Annotated in this window: 16 protein-coding genes; 8 read left to right on the forward strand and 8 right to left on the reverse strand. The window is 51.2% G+C overall.

What is annotated here, in order from left to right; genetic code table 11:
* Positions 1–102: 102 nt before the first annotated feature.
* Positions 103–696 (forward strand): hypothetical protein, encoded by a 594-nt coding sequence (locus EG028_RS04210; RefSeq protein WP_120515452.1) that lies wholly within the window; start codon positions 103–105, stop codon positions 694–696.
* Between the two features lie 173 nt (positions 697–869).
* Here EG028_RS04210 and EG028_RS04215 read toward each other — a convergent pair whose 3' ends face one another.
* From EG028_RS04215 to EG028_RS04225, 3 genes are all read right to left on the reverse strand, one after another.
* On the reverse strand, positions 870–3,227 hold the full coding sequence (locus EG028_RS04215) for a polyribonucleotide nucleotidyltransferase (protein ID WP_120515451.1): 2,358 nt from the start codon (positions 3,225–3,227) through the stop codon (positions 870–872).
* Positions 3,228–3,314: 87 nt separating this feature from the next.
* Positions 3,315–3,587 carry a 30S ribosomal protein S15 gene (rpsO, locus tag EG028_RS04220; RefSeq protein ID WP_120515450.1) on the reverse strand — a complete coding sequence of 91 codons (273 nt, stop codon included), beginning with the start codon at positions 3,585–3,587 and terminating at the stop codon, positions 3,315–3,317.
* A 114-nt stretch (positions 3,588–3,701) separates the two neighbouring features.
* The gene (locus tag EG028_RS04225) at positions 3,702–4,394 is read right to left on the reverse strand and encodes a cell division ATP-binding protein FtsE (protein ID WP_120515449.1); all 693 of its coding nucleotides are present in this window, start codon (positions 4,392–4,394) and stop codon (positions 3,702–3,704) included.
* Between the two features lie 147 nt (positions 4,395–4,541).
* On the opposite strand from EG028_RS04225, the gene EG028_RS04230 reads away from it, so the two are divergent.
* The 3 genes from EG028_RS04230 to EG028_RS04240 all read left to right on the forward strand — a co-directional run bounded on the left by EG028_RS04230 (position 4,542) and on the right by EG028_RS04240 (position 7,912).
* Complete coding sequence (locus EG028_RS04230) at positions 4,542–4,913, forward strand: BlaI/MecI/CopY family transcriptional regulator (RefSeq protein WP_120515448.1); 372 nt, start codon at positions 4,542–4,544, stop codon at positions 4,911–4,913.
* On the forward strand, positions 4,910–6,670 hold the full coding sequence (locus EG028_RS04235; RefSeq protein WP_120515447.1) for a M56 family metallopeptidase: 1,761 nt from the start codon (positions 4,910–4,912) through the stop codon (positions 6,668–6,670). Before EG028_RS04230 ends, EG028_RS04235 begins: the two co-directional genes overlap by 4 nt.
* A gap of 765 nt (positions 6,671–7,435) precedes the next feature.
* Complete coding sequence (locus EG028_RS04240; protein WP_120515446.1) at positions 7,436–7,912, forward strand: hypothetical protein; 477 nt, start codon at positions 7,436–7,438, stop codon at positions 7,910–7,912.
* A 74-nt stretch (positions 7,913–7,986) separates the two neighbouring features.
* Here EG028_RS04240 and EG028_RS04245 read toward each other — a convergent pair whose 3' ends face one another.
* Positions 7,987–9,165, reverse strand: a complete 1,179-nt coding sequence (locus EG028_RS04245; protein WP_120515445.1) for an AIR synthase related protein — start codon at positions 9,163–9,165, stop codon at positions 7,987–7,989.
* 98 nt (positions 9,166–9,263) lie between these two features.
* Here EG028_RS04245 and EG028_RS04250 point away from each other — a divergent pair, with 98 nt between their 5' ends.
* Positions 9,264–10,196 (forward strand): bifunctional riboflavin kinase/FAD synthetase, encoded by a 933-nt coding sequence (locus EG028_RS04250; RefSeq protein ID WP_120515444.1) that lies wholly within the window; start codon positions 9,264–9,266, stop codon positions 10,194–10,196.
* Positions 10,197–10,198: 2 nt separating this feature from the next.
* Here the strand turns inward: EG028_RS04250 and holA are convergent, their stop codons facing one another.
* Together holA and EG028_RS04260 are read right to left on the reverse strand one after the other, a co-directional pair.
* Positions 10,199–11,197, reverse strand: coding sequence for a DNA polymerase III subunit delta (holA, locus tag EG028_RS04255; protein WP_120515443.1), 999 nt, complete (start codon positions 11,195–11,197; stop codon positions 10,199–10,201).
* 26 nt (positions 11,198–11,223) lie between these two features.
* Positions 11,224–11,946, reverse strand: coding sequence for a 3'-5' exonuclease (locus tag EG028_RS04260; RefSeq protein WP_120515676.1), 723 nt, complete (start codon positions 11,944–11,946; stop codon positions 11,224–11,226).
* Positions 11,947–12,046: 100 nt separating this feature from the next.
* Here EG028_RS04260 and EG028_RS04265 point away from each other — a divergent pair, with 100 nt between their 5' ends.
* Positions 12,047–13,012, forward strand: a complete 966-nt coding sequence (locus EG028_RS04265; RefSeq protein ID WP_120515442.1) for a hypothetical protein — start codon at positions 12,047–12,049, stop codon at positions 13,010–13,012.
* A 264-nt stretch (positions 13,013–13,276) separates the two neighbouring features.
* On the forward strand, positions 13,277–13,672 hold the full coding sequence (locus tag EG028_RS04270) for a response regulator (protein WP_162946305.1): 396 nt from the start codon (positions 13,277–13,279) through the stop codon (positions 13,670–13,672).
* Positions 13,673–13,757: 85 nt separating this feature from the next.
* Here the strand turns inward: EG028_RS04270 and EG028_RS04275 are convergent, their stop codons facing one another.
* Positions 13,758–15,398 carry an ABC-F family ATP-binding cassette domain-containing protein gene (locus EG028_RS04275; RefSeq protein ID WP_120515440.1) on the reverse strand — a complete coding sequence of 547 codons (1,641 nt, stop codon included), beginning with the start codon at positions 15,396–15,398 and terminating at the stop codon, positions 13,758–13,760.
* A gap of 138 nt (positions 15,399–15,536) precedes the next feature.
* On the opposite strand from EG028_RS04275, the gene EG028_RS04280 reads away from it, so the two are divergent.
* On the forward strand, positions 15,537–16,088 hold the full coding sequence (locus EG028_RS04280; protein ID WP_206614389.1) for an HdeD family acid-resistance protein: 552 nt from the start codon (positions 15,537–15,539) through the stop codon (positions 16,086–16,088).
* A gap of 124 nt (positions 16,089–16,212) precedes the next feature.
* Here EG028_RS04280 and EG028_RS04285 read toward each other — a convergent pair whose 3' ends face one another.
* Positions 16,213–18,339 (reverse strand): S9 family peptidase, encoded by a 2,127-nt coding sequence (locus EG028_RS04285; RefSeq protein ID WP_120515439.1) that lies wholly within the window; start codon positions 18,337–18,339, stop codon positions 16,213–16,215.
* Positions 18,340–18,402: the final 63 nt, after the last annotated feature.

The raw sequence follows: 18,402 nt of genomic DNA on the forward strand, positions 1-18,402 counted from the left end.
ACAAATTCCTCAGTCCCAATACGGAAATGACGATTTTAAAAAATCCTTTGCCGGGTAACACGCCTGTGTTATATTTGAATTATAATAATATAACCTTATCCTATGAAAAAACTCATTCTGCTGGCGGCCGTTCTGGTCAGCTGTGTTTGTGCATCAGCGCAAACGATCGTTAAGCCGTTCGACATTCCCATGAAAGATTCCATTGTATACCAGGTTGAAAATGCCATTTTCATTTTTGACAAACAACACGTGGAAGATTATTTCAAAGGGCTGGACACCATCCTGGTACAGCGCAAATACGATAAAAAAGTATACCGCAACATCCAGTTTGCCCACCTCACTGAAGAAGAGGTGCAGCGGCATTACGGCATGGTCACTAAATTCTGGGCCAATGCCAAAGCCAATCCCATGAGCTATTCCACGGACCGTATCTCGCTTTTCTGGAACGACAGCGAAACGATCCTCATGCCATACCTGGACGAGATATTGCCCGAACTGCTGGAGCAGGGCTGGGTGCAGGTGCAGGACCGTGCTACGAAAAAAAGGGTGAAACAGTTCAGGATCGATTATGAAGACATCGATCTGAAAACCTTCCGCATTTTCCGGTTCGAAAAAGTGAACACCCGGGACGTTGGCAAACTGATGCTCCGCGAAAGCGAGATCTTCATGGAGCAGATGCACAACGTACAGCGCTAAACCGATACTCATGCCGGCAAACCCGGCTTCAACGCTTAAAGTACACCTGGTAAAAATGAAAAATGAAAAACGTCCTGCTGTAATGGCGGGACGTTTGTTTTTAAAGCCTGATTGCCTGCATAAAAAAAAGTCCCGGCGGGTGCCGGGACGTTTTCATTTTATCGGAATCTGTTCTATTGTTCGTCAAATACCGGGCCCAGTTCAGGTCCTTCTGATTGCTCAGACTGTGAAGGACGGCTGCCGCCGCGATCTCCGCCACGGTCGCCACGATCAAAACGATCGCCGCCGCTTCTGCGGTCTCCACCACGGTCACCGCCTCTGCGGTCACCACCACGGTCGCCACCTCTGCGGTCGCCGCGATCACCACGGTCTCCGCGTTCGCCACGATCGTCACGCTCAGGCCTTTCCACGTAACCTTCAGGTTTCGGCATCAGCACTTTGCGGCTGAGTTTGAACTTTCCGGTTTTAGGATCGGTGCCTACCAGTTTCACTTTCACTTTCTCGCCTTCGCTCAGTACGCCGTCCATGTTCTCCAGACGTTTCCAGGAAACTTCAGAGATGTGGAGCAGGCCCTGTTTGCCGGGGAGGAACTCTACAAACGCGCCGTAAGGCATTACGCTCTTAACGGTTGAATCGTATACTTCACCCACTTCAGGAACGGCAACGATGCCTTTGATCCAGCTGAGGGCTTTGTCGAGGTTTTCTTTCTGTACCGCGAAGATGCTTACTTCACCAGTCTGTCCAACTTCTTCGATGTTGATGGTAGTACCGGTTTCGCGTTGGATCTCCTGGATTACTTTACCGCCGGGCCCGATCACTGCGCCGATGTATTCACGGTCGATGATCAGTTTTTCCATGCGGGGAGCATGCGGTTTCGGTTCAGGACGGGCATTTTCGATGGTGCTGTACATCGCATCGAGGATGTGCAGGCGGCCCTGGCGTGCCTGGGCGAGTGCTTTACGCATTACGTCCATGCTGAGGCCATCCACTTTGATGTCCATCTGAACACCGCAGATACCGTCGCGGGTACCGGTTACTTTAAAGTCCATATCGCCGAGGTGATCCTCATCTCCGAGGATGTCGCTCAATACGGCCCATTTGCCATCGCTTGCGCGGGAAATGAGGCCCATTGCGATACCGGAAACGTGTTTCGGGATGGGAACGCCTGCATCCATGAGTGCCAGGGAACCGGCGCAAACGGTAGCCATGGAAGAGGAACCGTTTGATTCAAGGATATCGGATACAACGCGCACGGTGTAGGCGTAGTCGCTGCCGGGCATCATTGTTCTCAGGGAACGCAGTGCCAGGTTACCGTGGCCCACTTCGCGACGGCCGGGGCCGCGCATCATTTTCACCTCACCGGTGGAGAATGGGGGGAAGTTATAGTGCAGGATAAACTTAACGTAGTTGGAGGTGGCGGCGCTTTCGATCAGCAGTTCGTCATCAGGCGTACCGAGGGTAACGGTGGTGAGGGACTGTGTTTCGCCGCGGGTGAACAGGGCGGAGCCGTGGGGAGAAGGCAGCAGGTCCACTTCCATGGCCAGGGGGCGTACCTGGTCCAGCACGCGGCCGTCCAGGCGGATGCTCTGGTCCAGGATCATGTTACGTACGGTTTCTTTTTCCAGGTCGTGGAAATAGTCGCCTACGAGGTCTGCGTCTTCTTCAGGCAGTTCGCCGAGTGATACCACCAGTTCTTCTTCAATTTTCTTGAAGGCTTCGGTGCGCTCGTGTTTGCCGAGGGCTGATTTGGACACTTCCAGGATGCGGGCTTGTGCGAAAGCGGCAATTTTGGCTTTCAGCTCATCATTCTGGTGAGGTTTATCGTATTCGCGTTTGGCGGGGTTGCCTACCAGGGCGCGTAATTCTTCCTGGGCTTTCACCTGTACTTTGATCGCTTCGTGGCCGAGCTCGATCGCTTTGATCAGGTCTTCTTCCTGGCATTCCTTGCTTTCGCCTTCCACCATCATAATGTTCTTTGCAGTGGCGGCCACTATAAAGTCCATGTCTGCCGTAGCCAGCTGGCTGCGGGTGGGGTTGATCACAAATTCGCCGCCAACGCGTGCCACGCGCACTTCGGAGATGATCTCCTGGATGGGCACGTCAGAAACGGCGAGCGCGGCGGAAGCCGCGAGGGCTGCCAGTGCATCGGGCATCACTTCCGTATCGGAGGAAACGAGGGTTACCAGAACCTGTACATCGCATAAATAATCGTCGGGGAACAAAGGGCGCAGCGCGCGGTCTATCAGGCGGGAGATCAGCACTTCATAATCGCTCAGTTTACCTTCGCGTTTGAAAAAAGAACCGGGGATACGGCCTGCTGATGCGAATTTCTCCTGATAGTCTACGGTTAACGGGAAAAAGGACTGGCCTTCTTTGGGCTTTTTGTTAGCCACTACGGTAGCCAGCAGAATACAGTTGCCAAGGCGGACAGTAACGGCTCCATCGGCCTGACGGGCCATTTTGCCGGTTTCTATCGTCACCTCGCGGCCTCCGCCTATATCAAATTTAACCGAAGTAGGTGTGAGATTCATACTTGTGTGAGGATTAATAAGGTACACATACAAAAAAACTATTCCCAACTATAAAGAGTTGGGAATAGCGCTATAAATAGTTTCAGATTACTTTCTGATACCTAACTTCTCAATAAGGGCACGGTAGCCGGAGAGGTTGGTTTTAGACAGGTAAGACAGCAAACGCTTTCTTTGTCCTACCATTTTCATAAGACCGCGGTGAGTGGAGAAGTCCTTTTTATTTTGCTTCAGGTGGGCGGAGATACTGTTGATACGTTCCGTTACCAGTGCAATTTGTGCTTCCACAGAACCGGTATTCTTTTCGCTACCACCGAATTCTTTGAAAATATTAGCTTTTTTTTCTACAGTTAAGTAAGACATCTTTGATAATAATAATTTTTTAACTCGCTATTTTTCCGGTGCAAAGGTAAGAAGTAATATGGCAAGTTCCAAATTGAATTTGGAAAGCATATTTATTGAAAACCAGCACTTTATTTATACAAAATTTACGGCAGCATTGTCCGTCACCTGCCCGTTCTCCGTGCGGAGCACCCGGCTGGGGAACTTCTGCAATACAATGTAGTCGTGGGTTGCCATGATCAACGCGGTACCGTCTTCCCGGCAGATGCGGAACAGCAGTTGCATGATCCCGTCCGAGGTCTCCGGGTCCAGGTTGCCCGTAGGCTCATCCGCCAGGATCAGCTTCGGGCTGTTCAGCAGCGCACGGGCAATATCCACCCTTTGCTGCTCCCCGCCGCTCAGCTCATACGGCATCTTAAAACCCTTCGTGCCCAAACCCACCTTTTCCAGCACATCCTTTATCTTCTCCTCTATCTGCGACTGGTCCGCCCAACCCGTTGCCTTCAGGGCAAACTTGAGGTTGTCGTGCACCGTACGGTCTGTCAGCAGCTGAAAATCCTGAAACACCACCCCCAGGTTCCGGCGAAGGTAAGGCACCTTCTTCCAGTCCATCTTCGTCAAATCAAACCCCGCCACCTGCCCGCTGCCTTCACGCAACTGCAGATCTCCGTAAAGGGTCTTCAGCAAACTGGATTTGCCCGTGCCTGTTTTTCCGATCAGGTACACGAACTCTCCCCTGTTCACCGTGATGTTCACATCCGATAAAATCAAAGAATTGCCCTGGTATACATTTACATTCGTCAGTTGAACTATGGGTTGGTCCACCATTTATATTTCCATTTTGAAATCCAAAAATAACCAATTACTTGTAAGTGATGCATATTGCATAAAAACTATAAAATTAGTTTGTAAACTAAAATAATAGTTTTACATTTGAAATGAGACTAGTCGATACTCCACGCAAATCAAAAAACAATGAAAACGCTGACAAAAGCAGAAGAACAGATCATGCAGGTATTATGGAAGCTGGGGCCTTCTTTTGTGAAAGACATGGTAGAGGAAATGCCCGAGCCGCGGCCGCATTACAATACCATCTCCACGCTCGTGAAGATCCTGGTGGATAAGGGTTTTGTAAGCTTTAAGGCGTACGGCAAAAGCCATCAGTATTACGCCCTCATCAGCAAGGAAGAATACAGCCACAAAACGGTGAAAAGCCTGGTGACAGGTTATTTCGAAGGGTCTTTCAGCAATATGGTCTCCTTCTTTGTGAAAGAAAAAGACATGAGTGTGAGCGATCTTGAAAAGCTCCTGCAACAGATCAAACAATCCAAAAACCCGGAAAAATGACACCTTTCCTCGCCTACCTCGTTAAAGTGATCATTTGCTCAGGCATCCTGTACGCTTATTATCACGCGGCCCTGCGCAACAACCGTTTCCACCAGTGGAACCGTTTTTACCTGCTGGGCATTACCATACTGAGCCTCGTGGTGCCGCTGATGCGCATCCCGCTGTCTCTCACAGGCACGGAAGCGCCGGACATCTACGTGTATACGGCACAGGTAGCGACGCTGCGCGAACAGGTATTTACCGTGCAGGCACCCCAGGTACAACATTTCAACCTCACCGCCCTGCTGTACGGCATCGTAATCTCGCTGCTGGTGCTGCGCATCGGCTGGGGATATTTTAAGATACTGCAACTCGTGCGCACCAGCCACATCGAACCATTGCTGCCTTACCGGCTGGTGCTGTCCAAACAGATCGCCGCGCCGTTCTCGTTCTTCCGTTTTATTTTCTGGAACAGCGGCATGAGCGCATCCACGCCAGAAGGCCGGCAGATGCTGCGGCACGAGATCGTGCATTTGCAGGAAAATCACAGTACCGATAAACTTTTTATGGAGGTCGTGACAGCCGTATGCTGGATCAATCCCTTTTTCCATCTCGTTAAACGGGAGCTTTCGCTCGTGCATGAATTTATCGCGGACAAACGGTCCGTGGAAAACGGCGACGTAGCCACGTACGCGCAAACCATCCTCCATGCTGCATTACAGGCCGGCCCTGCTTTTAATCTGACCAATAATTTTTCACATCAGCCTATCAAAAGAAGGATCCTTATGCTTACACAATCCCGTAATTTCCGGTTCAGCTACCTGCGCAGGATACTCATCCTGCCCGTAGCCGTGCTGATATTCAGCTCTCTTGCGTTTGTAACCGAAGACAAAATGGACCGCCTCAGCGAGAACCTCAGTATTCCCGTCCAGGCCCCTGAAATCAAAACGGAACAAGCCACCGATGCCGCCGTGGCTCCTGATTCGCCAGCTCCGGAAAATAAAAAGGCAGTGACCGCCGTTGCCGAAACGGCCCCTGTCCCTGCTGCGCAACCCATCGCCGCACCCATTGATACCATTCCGAAAAATGAAGAAATATTTACGATGGTGGAGCAGCCGCCTACATTCAAAGGTGGGGATGATGCGCTGGGCAAATATCTCAGCAACAATATCCGTTACCCCATAAGCGCTATTGAAAAGAACATCAGCGGCACCGTTTTCGTGAACTTCGTGGTGGCGAAAGACGGGCATGTGACCAATATCAAGACAGTAGGCGCACCGAAAGGAGGCGGCCTGGAAGAAGAAGCCATACGTGTGGTAAAAGCCATGCCAGCCTGGAACCCCGCCAAACAGAACGGGAACCATGTAAATATGCTGTTCAACCTCCCCATCCGCTTCACGCTCCAGAACCCGCTAAATGAAAAACCCGACAAAGACATTTATAAACCAAACGAGAAGGGTATATACAGTTTTGTTGAACAACCGCCCACTTACAAAGGAGGTGATGAAGCGCTCAATAAATATCTTTCCAAAACCATCCGCTACCCGCAGGAAGCCACTAAAAAGAACATCCAGGGAACCGTCTTTGTATCGTTCATAGTGGATGAAAAAGGGGTGGTAAAGGATATTAAAACCGTCGGTGCGCCCAAAGGCGGCGGGCTGGAGCAGGAAGCGATCCGCGTGGTGAAAGGAATGCCCGACTGGACACCCGGTAAACATCACGGCGAAAATGTATCGGTACAGTTCAACCTGCCCCTGCAATTTAAACTACACAACTAGAGTGAAACACATAAATATTTGATTAACAAAGCCTTGAGCGTCTGCTTAGGGCTTTTTTGTTATTTAAAGGGGAGCAGGCACTTTGAACCCGGTTATTACTCTTTTACTACTAGTTTGCTACTTCTGTGCTGCTTAGGAATAGGGTCTTGTCCTGGTATAGGTTTACAATGATTTGCGGTGTAGACCCGGTGTAGACCCGGTGTAGACCCGGTGTAGACCCGGTGTAGACCCGGTGTAGACCCGGTGTAGACCCGGTGTAGACCCGGTGTAGACCCGGTGTAGACCCGGTGTAGACCCGGTGTAGACCCGGCAGCCAGCGAGCTGCCTGCCTGAAAAAGGTCAAAGGCCGATAAATGCCCTTATGCCGCAGCGTAAGGCTGTCATTTTGCCTGAAAGGGACGATCAAAATGGCAGCGGGTGGGGGTAAGTATGCTTTTGATACGCTTTTGATATGCTCTTGCTATGCTTTTGATATGCTTCAGGTGCCGCTGATAGTGTTTCAACTGAAAACTTTAAGGGTGCTGGCCCCAAAGGCCAATAAGGCCAGCATGTCGCCTGTGTGAAGAGAGGGGTGCGGCCATCCAACAGTGGTCTAAAGGCCGATATAAGACCGTTACGAGCCGTTCCAGGGCATTACCGGGCCATTGTCCGGCCGATGCGCGGAAAATGCATTTAAAGCGCAAAATCAGGCCATTCACCCCTCCAAACCAACACTTGAAGCACACACCGCGCTTACGCATCCGGATTTACCTGATTTTTGACCTTATGAAAATATTGCAAAAGCTCTATACAGCCGCGGCCATAACCAGCCTGGCCGCCGCCGTTTCGTTCACTGCGCCCTCCGCGGGCCGGCAGGCGCCTTTCATCGACAAATACTGGGTGTATGAGTCATCCACCGTAGTGCCCGCCGTAGACCTCGATATGGACGGCAAGCCGGATAACAGTATCAGCGTGCTGCTCGAAGAGTGCCAGGAAGACGATGCCAGGATGTTTAAGGGCAGCGGCAAGATCGTGGAGGATTATGGCAAAAACAAATGCGGGGATGACGAGGTATCTTCAGAAGAAACCGGCGACTGGACATACAATGCCGCCACCAGGCAGCTCAGCACAAAGGATTACAATACGGATGAGCCTGAGATCCTTACGCTGCGGGAGATTTCCGCCAGCCGTATGGTGCTTGTAAGGGTATTTAGGTCGAATAAAGGCGAGCATACGATCACCGCCGTGTATAAAACCAGGTAATCCAGGTGGGGGACATAACACAAAGGGCCGGTTGAAGAAAAATCAACCGGCCCTTTGTTATGCAATAAAAACGATTATGCGTATTCAAACTCGCCGTGAATGCTTTTTACGGTCACTTTCTTTTCGGGGCTGTCTGTCACACGGCCCACGATCTGCGCGTCGATGTTGTAGGTCTGGCTGATGCGGATGATGTCTTCCGCGATATGCTCAGGCACATACAGCTCCATACGGTGGCCCATATTAAACACCTGGTACATTTCCCTCCAGGCCGTGCCGGATTGCTCCTGTATCAGGCTGAAAAGCGGCGGGATGGGGAAAAGATTGTCCTTGATCACATGCAGCTTGTCGATAAAATGCAGCACTTTGGTCTGCGCGCCGCCGCTGCAATGTACCATGCCATGCACATCCGCCCGGAAATGCTCCAGCACCTGGCGGATCACGGGGGCGTAGGTACGGGTGGGGCTCAGCACCAGCCGGCCGGCCGTCACCGGCGAAAAGCCGGGAATATCTATCATATCGGTCAGGGCTTTTTTGCCGCTGAACACCAGTTCTTTAGGGATACCGGGGTCGTAACTTTCCGGGAACTTATCCGCCACCGTTTTATTAAACACGTCGTGACGGGCGGATGTAAGGCCATTGCTGCCCATGCCGCCGTTGTATTCCCTTTCGTAGGTAGCCTGGCCATAGGAAGAAAGGCCTACTACCACGTCTCCGGCTTTGATGCGGTCGTTCGAGATCACGTCCGCGCGTTTCATGCGGCAGGTAACCGTGGAATCCACGATGATAGTGCGCACGAGGTCACCCACATCGGCGGTTTCCCCGCCGGTGCTGTAAATGCCCATGCCATAGCTGCGGAGCTCTTCCAGAATCTCTTCCGTACCGTTGATGATGGCCGCGATCACTTCACCGGGCACCAGGTTTTTGTTTCGGCCGATGGTGGAGGAAAGCAGTATATTGTCCGTAGCGCCCACGCACAGCAGGTCGTCCGTATTCATGATGATGGCATCCTGCGCAATACCGCGCCACACGCCGAGGTCCCCGGTTTCTTTCCAGTAGGCGTACGCCAGGGAAGATTTGGTGCCGGCGCCGTCCGCATGCATGATATTGCACCATTCCGCGTCTCCGCCCAGTATATCCGGGATGATCTTGCAGAATGCACGGGGGAATAACCCTTTGTCAATATTGCGGATAGCATTGTGCACATCCTCTTTACCGTGTGAAACGCCTCTTTTGGCGTAAAGGTTTTGATCCACGATTGTCCTGATTAGTCTGTATTAAAGTGCAAAAGTATTGTAATCCGTTCAAAACATTTAGATTTGCACGGCGTTTTTGAAAATATGATCATCTAACCATGCAGGTTCACAGAGATTTACAACAATTGCCCGTTTTCAGGAATGCCGTGATCACGATCGGTACTTTCGACGGGGTGCATACCGGCCACCAGTACATTCTGCAGCAATTGCAGGAAGCGGCGGCGGCCTGCGGCGGTGAAACCGTGATCATCACTTTCGACCCGCATCCGCGTGAAGTGCTGGCCCCGCACGACAAAACCGTGCGCCTGCTCACCACGCTGGACGAAAAGATCCACCTGCTGGAAAAATTCGGTATCCATCACCTCGTGGTGGTGCCTTTCACCAAAGCTTTCTCTGAATTGTCCGCCAGGGCTTACCTGGAAGATTTCCTGATCAGCACATTCCGCCCCCATACCATCATCATCGGCTACGATCACCGCTTTGGCCACAACCGCGAGGGCGGGCTGGAACTGCTTGAAGCGGAGCAGCAGCAATACGGTTTTCAGCTGCTGGAGATACCGCAGCAGGTAGTGCACAACCTTGCCGTGAGCTCCACCAAGATCCGCAAAAGCCTCCAGGAAGGCGCCATCCAGCTGGCGGACGAGCTGCTGGGTTACCCGTATTTTATCAACGGCACCGTAGTGCATGGCGACAAAATGGGCCGCAAGCTGGGCTTCCCCACGGCCAATATCGGCCTGAACGATCCCCGCAAACTGATACCCGCCCAGGGCGTATATGCGGTAACGGTATCCGTGGGCGGCAACTGGTACAAAGGCGCGCTGAACATCGGTACCCGCCCCACTTTCAACGGTACCGAACTGCGCATAGAAGTATACATCCTCGATTTTGACAAGGACATTTACGACGCGGCAATCCGGGTCGATTTCCTGGAATATATCCGCTCCGATAAAAAGTTTGATTCCGTGGAGGCGCTTGTACTGCAAATGAAAGACGACGTGCTGCAGGCAAGAGAGATCACGTCGGGGCCGTAGGCTCAGGGCCTTAATATCCGGAACACCAGTTCCTTCAGCAATTCCCCATCTTCATTTCCGCTATCGCCAATGCCGATGCTGCGCAGGTTGTACCGGTGCAGTAAAAGGATGGCGCGCTCCGTGCCTTCCGGGCCGAACTTGCGCGCGGCGGCCGTGTAATCTTTCAGGAAAAACGGGTGCACGCCGAGCGCGGCGGCCATTTCCTTCTCCCCGCCCTTGATGCCGAAGAGCAGGTTCATTTTGGAGAAATAATTATACAAAGCCGGTATCAGCATCTGGATAGGCGCGGCTTTGGGGTTTGCGGTGAAATATTTTACGATGCGCATTACTTTCACCATGTCCATCTGGCCAATGGCGTTCTGCAATTCGAATACGTTGTATTCCTTGCTGATGCCCACATATTTTTCGATGTCGCTTTCGTCTATCTTTTTTCCTTCCGGGAGGTTCACCAGGAGTTTGTCGATTTCGTTCGCAATGCGCGAAAGATCGTTGCCGATATGGTCCGCCAGCAGGATGCAGGCTTTCTCCGATATAGCGAGCCCCTGGGTGCGGACGTAGGTTTCCGCCCAGGAGGGCAATTGGTTATCGTACAGTTTTTTGGTGGATAGCATCACGCCGCGGTCCTTGATGAGTTTGGCCATTTTACTGCGGCCGTCTATCTTGCCCTGTTTGTGTGCCACGACGAACACGGTGGAATCCAGCGGTTTATCGATATAGGGCTCCAGTTTCAGGAGGTCGCGCATCGCCTGGGCTTCTTTGAGTATCACCACCTGGCGTTCGGCGAACATGGGGTAACGGCGGCAGGCGGTGATCACGGTGACCCAGTCCGTCTCCTTTCCATACAATACGGTGAGGTTGAATCCTTTATCCGCTTCGCTAAGCAGGTTGTGCTCCGCGTAGTTCACCACCTGGTCAATAAAAAAATCCTCCTCTCCTTCCAGCCAGTAGAGCGAGCGGAACTTATTATTTTTCCAATCCTTGATGATATCCTGGTAATCCATGTTTCCTGTCCTTTAAATTTTCCTTTTTACACCACCGATACGCCTTCTTTTTCCATCAGGGGCAGGCCCTTGAAGCGCAGCAGCAGCTGGCCCACGGTCAGCACATCCTTCTGACAATATTCCACGATCCGGGGCAGGTCCTGCTCTTCCCAATACACTTTCCCAACCATGCTGCCGTCTATATCGTCCTTGGGCGTGGGTATGCCCAGTACGGCGGCCAGCAGTTTGAGGGAGGTATAATTTTTAAAATCCCCGAAACGCCAGAGCTGCAGGGTGTCCAGCAGGGGCATTTCCCAGGGTTTGTACTGGTGGATCTGCAGGGCCACGGGCAGCGGAAGACTGTTGATCACGGCGCGGCGGCAAATATAGGGAATATCGAATTCCTTAATGTTATGCCCTGCGAACTGGAAGCGGGGATTTTTTGCTGAGAATTTTTCCACAAGGTCTGTGAACCCGGCGAGCAGCTCTTTTTCGTCGTGACCGTAAAAAGATTTTATACGTAGCTGATACTGACCATTTTCCGTAAAGAAGAGGCCTACGGAGATACAAACGATCTTCCCGAATTCGGCATATAAACCCGCTCTTTCGCCAAATGATTCCGAAGGGTTTTCAGATTCTGGCGCAGTTTTTGTAATTTTTTCCTCCCAGAGGCGCTGAAGCTCCTCTGGCAGATGGTTAAATGATGAATAGAGTGGCGTAGTTTCTATATCGAAGAGAAGTAATTGATCGAGAGCAACATTATTGAGCACAGCCAAAGGATTTAAAACGTGTAATTTAAGTAAAAATTAACGTTTAGGGATTTTAGAAAATTTTACCCATATAACAATCAATTAAATAAAAAAGAACACTATGGCGGAAAACACCTTTAATACTGGTACGCCCAGTACTTCCGGACCTGAAAAACCAAAGAGCAACAAAAACGGGATAATCTACGGCGTTCTCATTGCCGCCCTGGTGGGAACATGGGGGTACATGTTTTACGACAAGAGCCAGACCAGCAAGGAACTCGTTACCAAAGAGAACCAGCTGGACACCCTCAGCACCTCCAGGAACGAACTGCAATCTGAATACGACGCAGCCCAGGCACGTCTGGATGATCTGATCTCCCAGAATTCCCGCATGGACAGCCTCGTGAAGAGCAAGGATAAAGAAATAGCGGACATGAAAGGCCGTATCACGAGCATCCTCAGCAACAAAAATGCGACTGCCGCCGAACTCGCTGAAGCGCGCAGGCTCATCGAACAGCTGAAGAGCAACACCGAAAATTATGTTGCCACCATCGAAAGGCTGGAAGGCGAAAAGATCGTTATCACCGGCGAACGCGACGTAGCACGTAAAGAACGCGATTCCGTGACCACTGTAAAAGACAGCCTCGGCAAACGCGTGGACCTCGGTTCCGTACTGCATGCGTCCAACATCAAACTGGCCCCGATCAACGTAAAACGCAACGGCAAGGAAGAAGTAACGACCAAAGCCAAACGCGCGGACATGATGAGGGTATCATTTGACCTGGACAACCGTATTGCCACCTCCGGCGACAAAGAGATCTTTGTTTCCATCACCGCCCCCGACGGTTCTCCCCTCGCGGTAGAAGCACTCGGCAGCGGCCGTTTCACACTGGAAGACGGTACAGAAAAACTGTACACCGTGAAGAAACTGGTATCCTACGAAGCAGGCGGATCTACCCCTGTAAGCATGGACTGGAAACAGAACTCCGATTTCAAGCCCGGCGATTACACCGTGGAGATCTACCAGGGTGGATTCAAGATCGGCGCAGGCAAAGTGAACCTGAAAAAGGGCGGCCTGTTTAACTAAGGATAGACAATCCAACATTCATAGGAAAGGGCGTAGCATCAAGCTGCGCCCTTTTTGCATTTTTTCTGTGTTTGTTAAGAGCTAGTTATTGGAATTAAAATATATATGAAAATAAAATAAAATTAACTTTCTTTGCGAAGAAATTACGAACCAGCTTACCGGATACGCAAAAAGGAAGATTTAATTGGAAACAATGCTTTTGAAGCTGTGGGATTTGAAGAAAAGCCAACTTATTTTATGGAGCTATTCGATAATATACACGAGATGGAACACACGAATAAAGTAGTTTATGTAATCGACGACGATGAGATTTTCCACTTTATTGTAAAGAAGATGTTTGGTTTGCAGGGATGGGACGTTAGCGTGAACTCGTTCCTTTCCGCTGAAGACGCCATAGAAGACCTGACTTCGTTTGCGGCGAACAACCTGCCCTGCCTGATCATCCTGGATATGAACATGCAGCGGATGAACGGGTGGGACTTTATAGAGGCTTTCAGGGGCTTTAAAAACAAGCTGCCGCAGGATGTGCCCATTATTATGTGTTCTTCTTCCATGAACATACAGGACCTGGAAAAAGTACGCAAAACGCCGGAATTGATGGCTTATATCACCAAGCCGCTGGACAGATCAAAAATGAAAGAAATCGAAAAATATCTCTGAAAAAGAGAGCTAATACCCAAAAAAGTAACCCATAAAAAAGAGCGGACGTAATGTCCGCTCTTTCTATTTTATTATTCTTCATTTTTTATGCTGATACTGCCTGTCCGTACATTTCCGCGCGGAGGGCTCTCACACGCTCGTCTTCCAGGTATTCATCGAAGGTGCTCAGTCGGTCTATGATACCGTTTGGCGTGATTTCGATAATGCGGGTGGCCACGGATTGCATGAACGTATGGTCATGGGTGGTGAAGAGCACGATGCCTTTGAAGTCTTTCATGCTTTCGTTGAAACTCTGGATAGACTCCAGGTCCAGGTGGTTCGTAGGTTCGTCCAGGATCACCACGTTCGGGTCCTGGAGCATCATACGGCTCACCATGCAGCGTACTTTTTCGCCGCCGCTCAGTACGGAGGTCTTTTTCATGATCTCGTCGCCGCTGAACAGCATTTTGCCGAGGAACCCGCGCAGGAAAGGCTCATCCACGTCGGTAACGTGTGCGGGCACATACTGGCGCAGCCAGTCCATCAGGTTGTACTGGCCGGTGAAGAACTGGGCGTTGTCGTCCGGCAGGTATGCTTTGGTAACGGTAGTGCCCCATTCCAGCTTGCCGCTGTCCTGCTGCTGATCACCGTTGATGATGTCGAAGAAGGTGCTGAGGGCCAGGTGGTCTTTGGACAGGAACGCGATCTTGTCTCCTTTGTTCACGGAGAAGGTCACGTCGCTGAACAGTTTGCGGCCGTCGATGGATTTCTCCAGTTTCTCCACGTTCAGGATCTGGTTCCCTACTTCGCGGAGCTGTTTGAAGATAATGCCGGGGTATTTGCGGCTGGAAGGCTCGATGTCCTCGATCACCAGTTTCTCCAGGGCTTTCTTACGGGAAGTAGCCTGTTTGGATTTGGAGGCGTTCGCGGAGAACCGGGCGATAAAGTCCATCAGGTCTTTACGCTTGTCTTCCATCTTTTTGTTCTTATCGCTCACCTGGCGCGCGATCAATTGGCTTGATTCGTACCAGAAGGTGTAGTTACCGGTGAATATTTTGATCTTGGCACGGTCCACATCCGCCACGTGCGTACACACGGCGTCGAGGAAGTGACGGTCGTGGCTCACCACGATCACGATGTTTTCATAATCAGCCAGGAAGTTCTCCAGCCACCCGATCGTTTCCACGTCCAGGTGGTTCGTAGGTTCGTCCAACAGCAGGATGTCCGGGTTGCCGAACAGGGCCTGTGCCAGCAGCACCCTTACTTTGATGGCGCCGCTCAGGTCTTTCATCAGCGCCTGGTGCAGGTCTTCTTTCACGCCCAGGTCGCCCAGGAGCACACCGGCGTCGCTTTCGGCGGTATAACCGCCCATTTCGCCGTATTCTGCTTCCAGTTCGCCCGCGCGCATACCGTCTTCTTCGGTAAAGTCTTCCTTCGCATAGATGGAATCCCTTTCATGCGCAATCTCCCAGAGCTTTTTATTGCCCATCAGGACTGTATTGAGCACGGTTACCTCATCAAACTCGTAATGGTTCTGTTTGAGGTAGGACATACGCTCGCCCGGGGTGATTTCCACAGTTCCTTTGTTCGGCTCTATTTCGCCGGAAAGGATCTTGAGGAAAGTGGACTTGCCTGCCCCGTTTGCGCCGATGACGCCGTAGCAGTTCCCTTTTGTAAAGTTGAGATTTACTTCATCGAACAACACCCGTTTGCCGAAAGAAAGCGTGACGTTTTTAACACTGATCATACCTGGCTTGTGAATTTGAAGCCGCAAAGTTACGAAATCCCGGGCATAACTCCATGGATTCCGCCCGGGCATTTAACCATCGTTATTGAACAATTTTCCGATATGTACTGTTATCAATTACAACTAAAAAGTAACCCTATGATTCATGAACTTGCGAAATACTGGTGGCTGGTGGTGCTCAGGGGCGTGCTGGCCGTACTTTTTGCCCTGGTGGCTTTCATCTGGCCTGCCATTACACTGGCCATCCTGGTGGTCTTCCTGGGGGCCTACCTGCTGGTGGACGGCATTTTCGCGCTTATTCACGGCTTCACGGTCATGAAGACGGACCGCAGCTGGTGGGGGTTTGTGCTGGTAGGCTTGGCCGGGATCGCGGCGGGGCTCATTGCCCTGTTCATGCCGGGCATCACCGCCCTGTTCCTGGTTACGCTGGTGGCTTTGTGGTCGGTTGTTACGGGGATCCTGGAAATTGTCATCGCCATCCGCCTCCGGAAAGAGATCACCGGTGAATGGATGCTGATCGTTGCGGGGATCTTTTCGGTTATTTTCGGGATATTGCTGTTTATGCAACCTATCGCGGGCGTAGTGGTGATATCCTGGTGGCTCGGGATCTATGCGCTTTTCCTGGGAATTTTTTTGATCTCCGTAGGTTTCAGGCTCAAAAAGGTGTCTAAAGAGTTCAAACATATTTAAACTTCCCATTCCGTGAACCGACTAACCGGCCCGGAAGCCCCGACGAATTTCTGAATTATGCTTATGTTAAAAAGGGCTGCCCCGATGGGGCAGCCCTTACCGTTTCTATGATGACGTGCATTGTTTATTTTTCGATCCCTTCCAGGTAGAAGAGGAACGCATATTGCAGGGCAACGTCCTTCAGCGCTTTAAAACGCCCGCTGGCGCCGCCATGGCCCGCTTCCATATTTGTTTCCATCAGCAGTATCTCCTCTCCCTTTTTCATTTCACGCAGCTTGGCCACCCATTTGGCAGGCTCAAAATATTGTACCTGCGAGTCGTGCAGACCGGTGGTCACGAGCATGTTCGGGTATTCTTTTGCTTCCACGTTGTCGTACGGGGAATAGGATTTCATGTATTCGTAAGAATCCTTGTTTTTGGGATTGCCCCATTCGTCAAACTCCCCGGTGGTTAGGGGAATGCTTTCGTCCAGCATGGTGGTTACCACGTCCACGAAAGGAACCGCCGCGATCACGCCTTTGAAGAGGTCCGGCCGCATGTTCACCACCGCGCCCATCAGCAGGCCGCCGGCGCTGCCGCCCATGGCGTAGAGGTGTTCTTTGGTAGTATATTTATTCGCAACCAGGAACTCCGCGCAATCGATGAAGTCTGTGAAAGTGTTTTTCTTTTTGAACATCTTACCGTCCTCATACCAGGCACGGCCCAGCTCCTGCCCGCCGCGGATGTGCGCGATGGCGTAGCAGAAACCGCGATCCAGCAGGCTGATGCGGTTGGAACTGAAATAAGGGTCCATGCTGGCGCCGTAAGAGCCGTAACCGTAGAGCAGCAGCGGCGCTTTACCGTTTTTCTCAAATCCTTTTTTGTATACCAGCGAGATAGGCACCAGCGTGCTGTCTTTTGCTTTGGCAAAGATGCGTTCTGTTACATAGTTCTTCGGATCATAACCGCCGATCACTTCCTGTTGTTTTTTCAGCTCTTTGGCTTTGGTGTCCATGTTGTAATCGTACGTGGAGTTGGGCGTAGTGAGCGAGGTGTAGCTGTAGCGCAGCACTTTTGTGTCCATTTCAGGATTGGAGGAAGTGGAGGCCACGTAGGCGGCTTCGCCGAAGTCCAGGTAATGTTCGGTGCCGTTGTTGTTCATAATACGCAACTGCGTGAGGCCGCCTTTTCTTTCGGAAAGCACGGTGTAGTCGTTGAAGAGGTCCATGCCTTCCAGCAGCACGTCCGTGCGGTGGGGGATCACTTCTTTCCAGCTGGCTTTGCCGGTGCTGGCCAGCGGTGCGGCCATCAGGCGGAAGTTTTTAGCTTCGTAGTTCGTGATGATGTACCATTTATCGCCGCGGTGATCGATGTCGTACAGCATATCTTTTTCCCTCGGGTGAAATACTTTGAACTCCCCGGTGGGACTGGCCGCATCCAGTACACGGTATTCAGAAGAAAGCGTGCTGCCGCTGCCGATCACGATGAAGTCGCGCGATTTGGTTTTGCCTACGTAGGTGTTGTAGGTTTCATCCTTTTCATGGAATATCATCACGTCTTTTTTCGGGTCGGCACCCAGGGTATGACGGTAGATCTTTTCAGAACGGAGCGTCACGGGATGTTTGTACGTATAAAAGAGGGTCTTGTTATCTTTCGCCCAGGTGCTGCCGCCGGTGGTATTCACCATTACGTCAGGGTATACTTCGCCTGTTTCGAGGTTTTTGATGTAAATGTTATACTGGCGGCGACTTACAGTGTCCACGCCATACGCCAGGAGTTTGTTGTCCGGGCTGATGCTGGTGCCGGCTACCTGGTAATATTCGTGGCCCTGGGCCAGGTCGTTCACATTCAGGTATATTTCTTCGGGCGACGCGTCAGAGCCTTTTTTGCGGCAATAGATCGGGTATTCCTTGCCTTCTTCGTACCGCACGTAGTACACGTAGCCGTTGCTGAACACTGGCACACTTTCATCTTTTTCCTTGATCCTGCCTTTCAGCTCGGAGAAGAGGTCTTCGCGGAACTTTTTAACGGGGCTGAGCATCGTGTCCGTATACTTGTTCTCCGCTTCCAGGTAAGCGATCACCTTGGGGTTCTCTCTTTCATTGAGCCAGTAATAATTATCGATCCGGGTGTCTCCGTGGACCGTCAGTTCTTTTTTTATCTTCTCTGCCACTGGTGGTGTCACATTCATTTTCTCTGTCTTTTTATCTGTTTTATTGTTGCAGGCCGTTAGTATCACTAAAGCAAGCAAAGGGAGGCTGTTACATTTCATAATACAGGTTTAGGATTACTAAATTTAAGGAATATAGGGTTAAAAAAATCGGGGCCAGTGGCC

This window comes from Chitinophaga barathri, assembly GCF_003807585.1.
GTDB lineage: Bacteria > Bacteroidota > Bacteroidia > Chitinophagales > Chitinophagaceae > Chitinophaga > Chitinophaga barathri.

Excerpts from the sequence above, each read along its gene's own strand:
- EG028_RS04210 (WP_120515452.1), top strand. The coding sequence starts at position 103 with ATGAAAAAACTCATTCTGCTGGCGGCCGTTCTGGTCAGCTGTGTTTGT.
- EG028_RS04215 (WP_120515451.1), bottom strand. The coding sequence starts at position 3,227 with ATGAATCTCACACCTACTTCGGTTAAATTTGATATAGGCGGAGGCCGC.
- rpsO (WP_120515450.1), bottom strand. The coding sequence starts at position 3,587 with ATGTCTTACTTAACTGTAGAAAAAAAAGCTAATATTTTCAAAGAATTC.
- EG028_RS04225 (WP_120515449.1), bottom strand. The coding sequence starts at position 4,394 with ATGGTGGACCAACCCATAGTTCAACTGACGAATGTAAATGTATACCAG.
- EG028_RS04230 (WP_120515448.1), top strand. The coding sequence starts at position 4,542 with ATGAAAACGCTGACAAAAGCAGAAGAACAGATCATGCAGGTATTATGG.
- EG028_RS04235 (WP_120515447.1), top strand. The coding sequence starts at position 4,910 with ATGACACCTTTCCTCGCCTACCTCGTTAAAGTGATCATTTGCTCAGGC.
- EG028_RS04240 (WP_120515446.1), top strand. The coding sequence starts at position 7,436 with ATGAAAATATTGCAAAAGCTCTATACAGCCGCGGCCATAACCAGCCTG.
- EG028_RS04250 (WP_120515444.1), top strand. The coding sequence starts at position 9,264 with ATGCAGGTTCACAGAGATTTACAACAATTGCCCGTTTTCAGGAATGCC.
- holA (WP_120515443.1), bottom strand. The coding sequence starts at position 11,197 with ATGGATTACCAGGATATCATCAAGGATTGGAAAAATAATAAGTTCCGC.
- EG028_RS04265 (WP_120515442.1), top strand. The coding sequence starts at position 12,047 with ATGGCGGAAAACACCTTTAATACTGGTACGCCCAGTACTTCCGGACCT.
- EG028_RS04270 (WP_162946305.1), top strand. The coding sequence starts at position 13,277 with ATGGAACACACGAATAAAGTAGTTTATGTAATCGACGACGATGAGATT.
- EG028_RS04275 (WP_120515440.1), bottom strand. The coding sequence starts at position 15,398 with ATGATCAGTGTTAAAAACGTCACGCTTTCTTTCGGCAAACGGGTGTTG.
- EG028_RS04280 (WP_206614389.1), top strand. The coding sequence starts at position 15,537 with ATGATTCATGAACTTGCGAAATACTGGTGGCTGGTGGTGCTCAGGGGC.
- EG028_RS04285 (WP_120515439.1), bottom strand. The coding sequence starts at position 18,339 with ATGAAATGTAACAGCCTCCCTTTGCTTGCTTTAGTGATACTAACGGCC.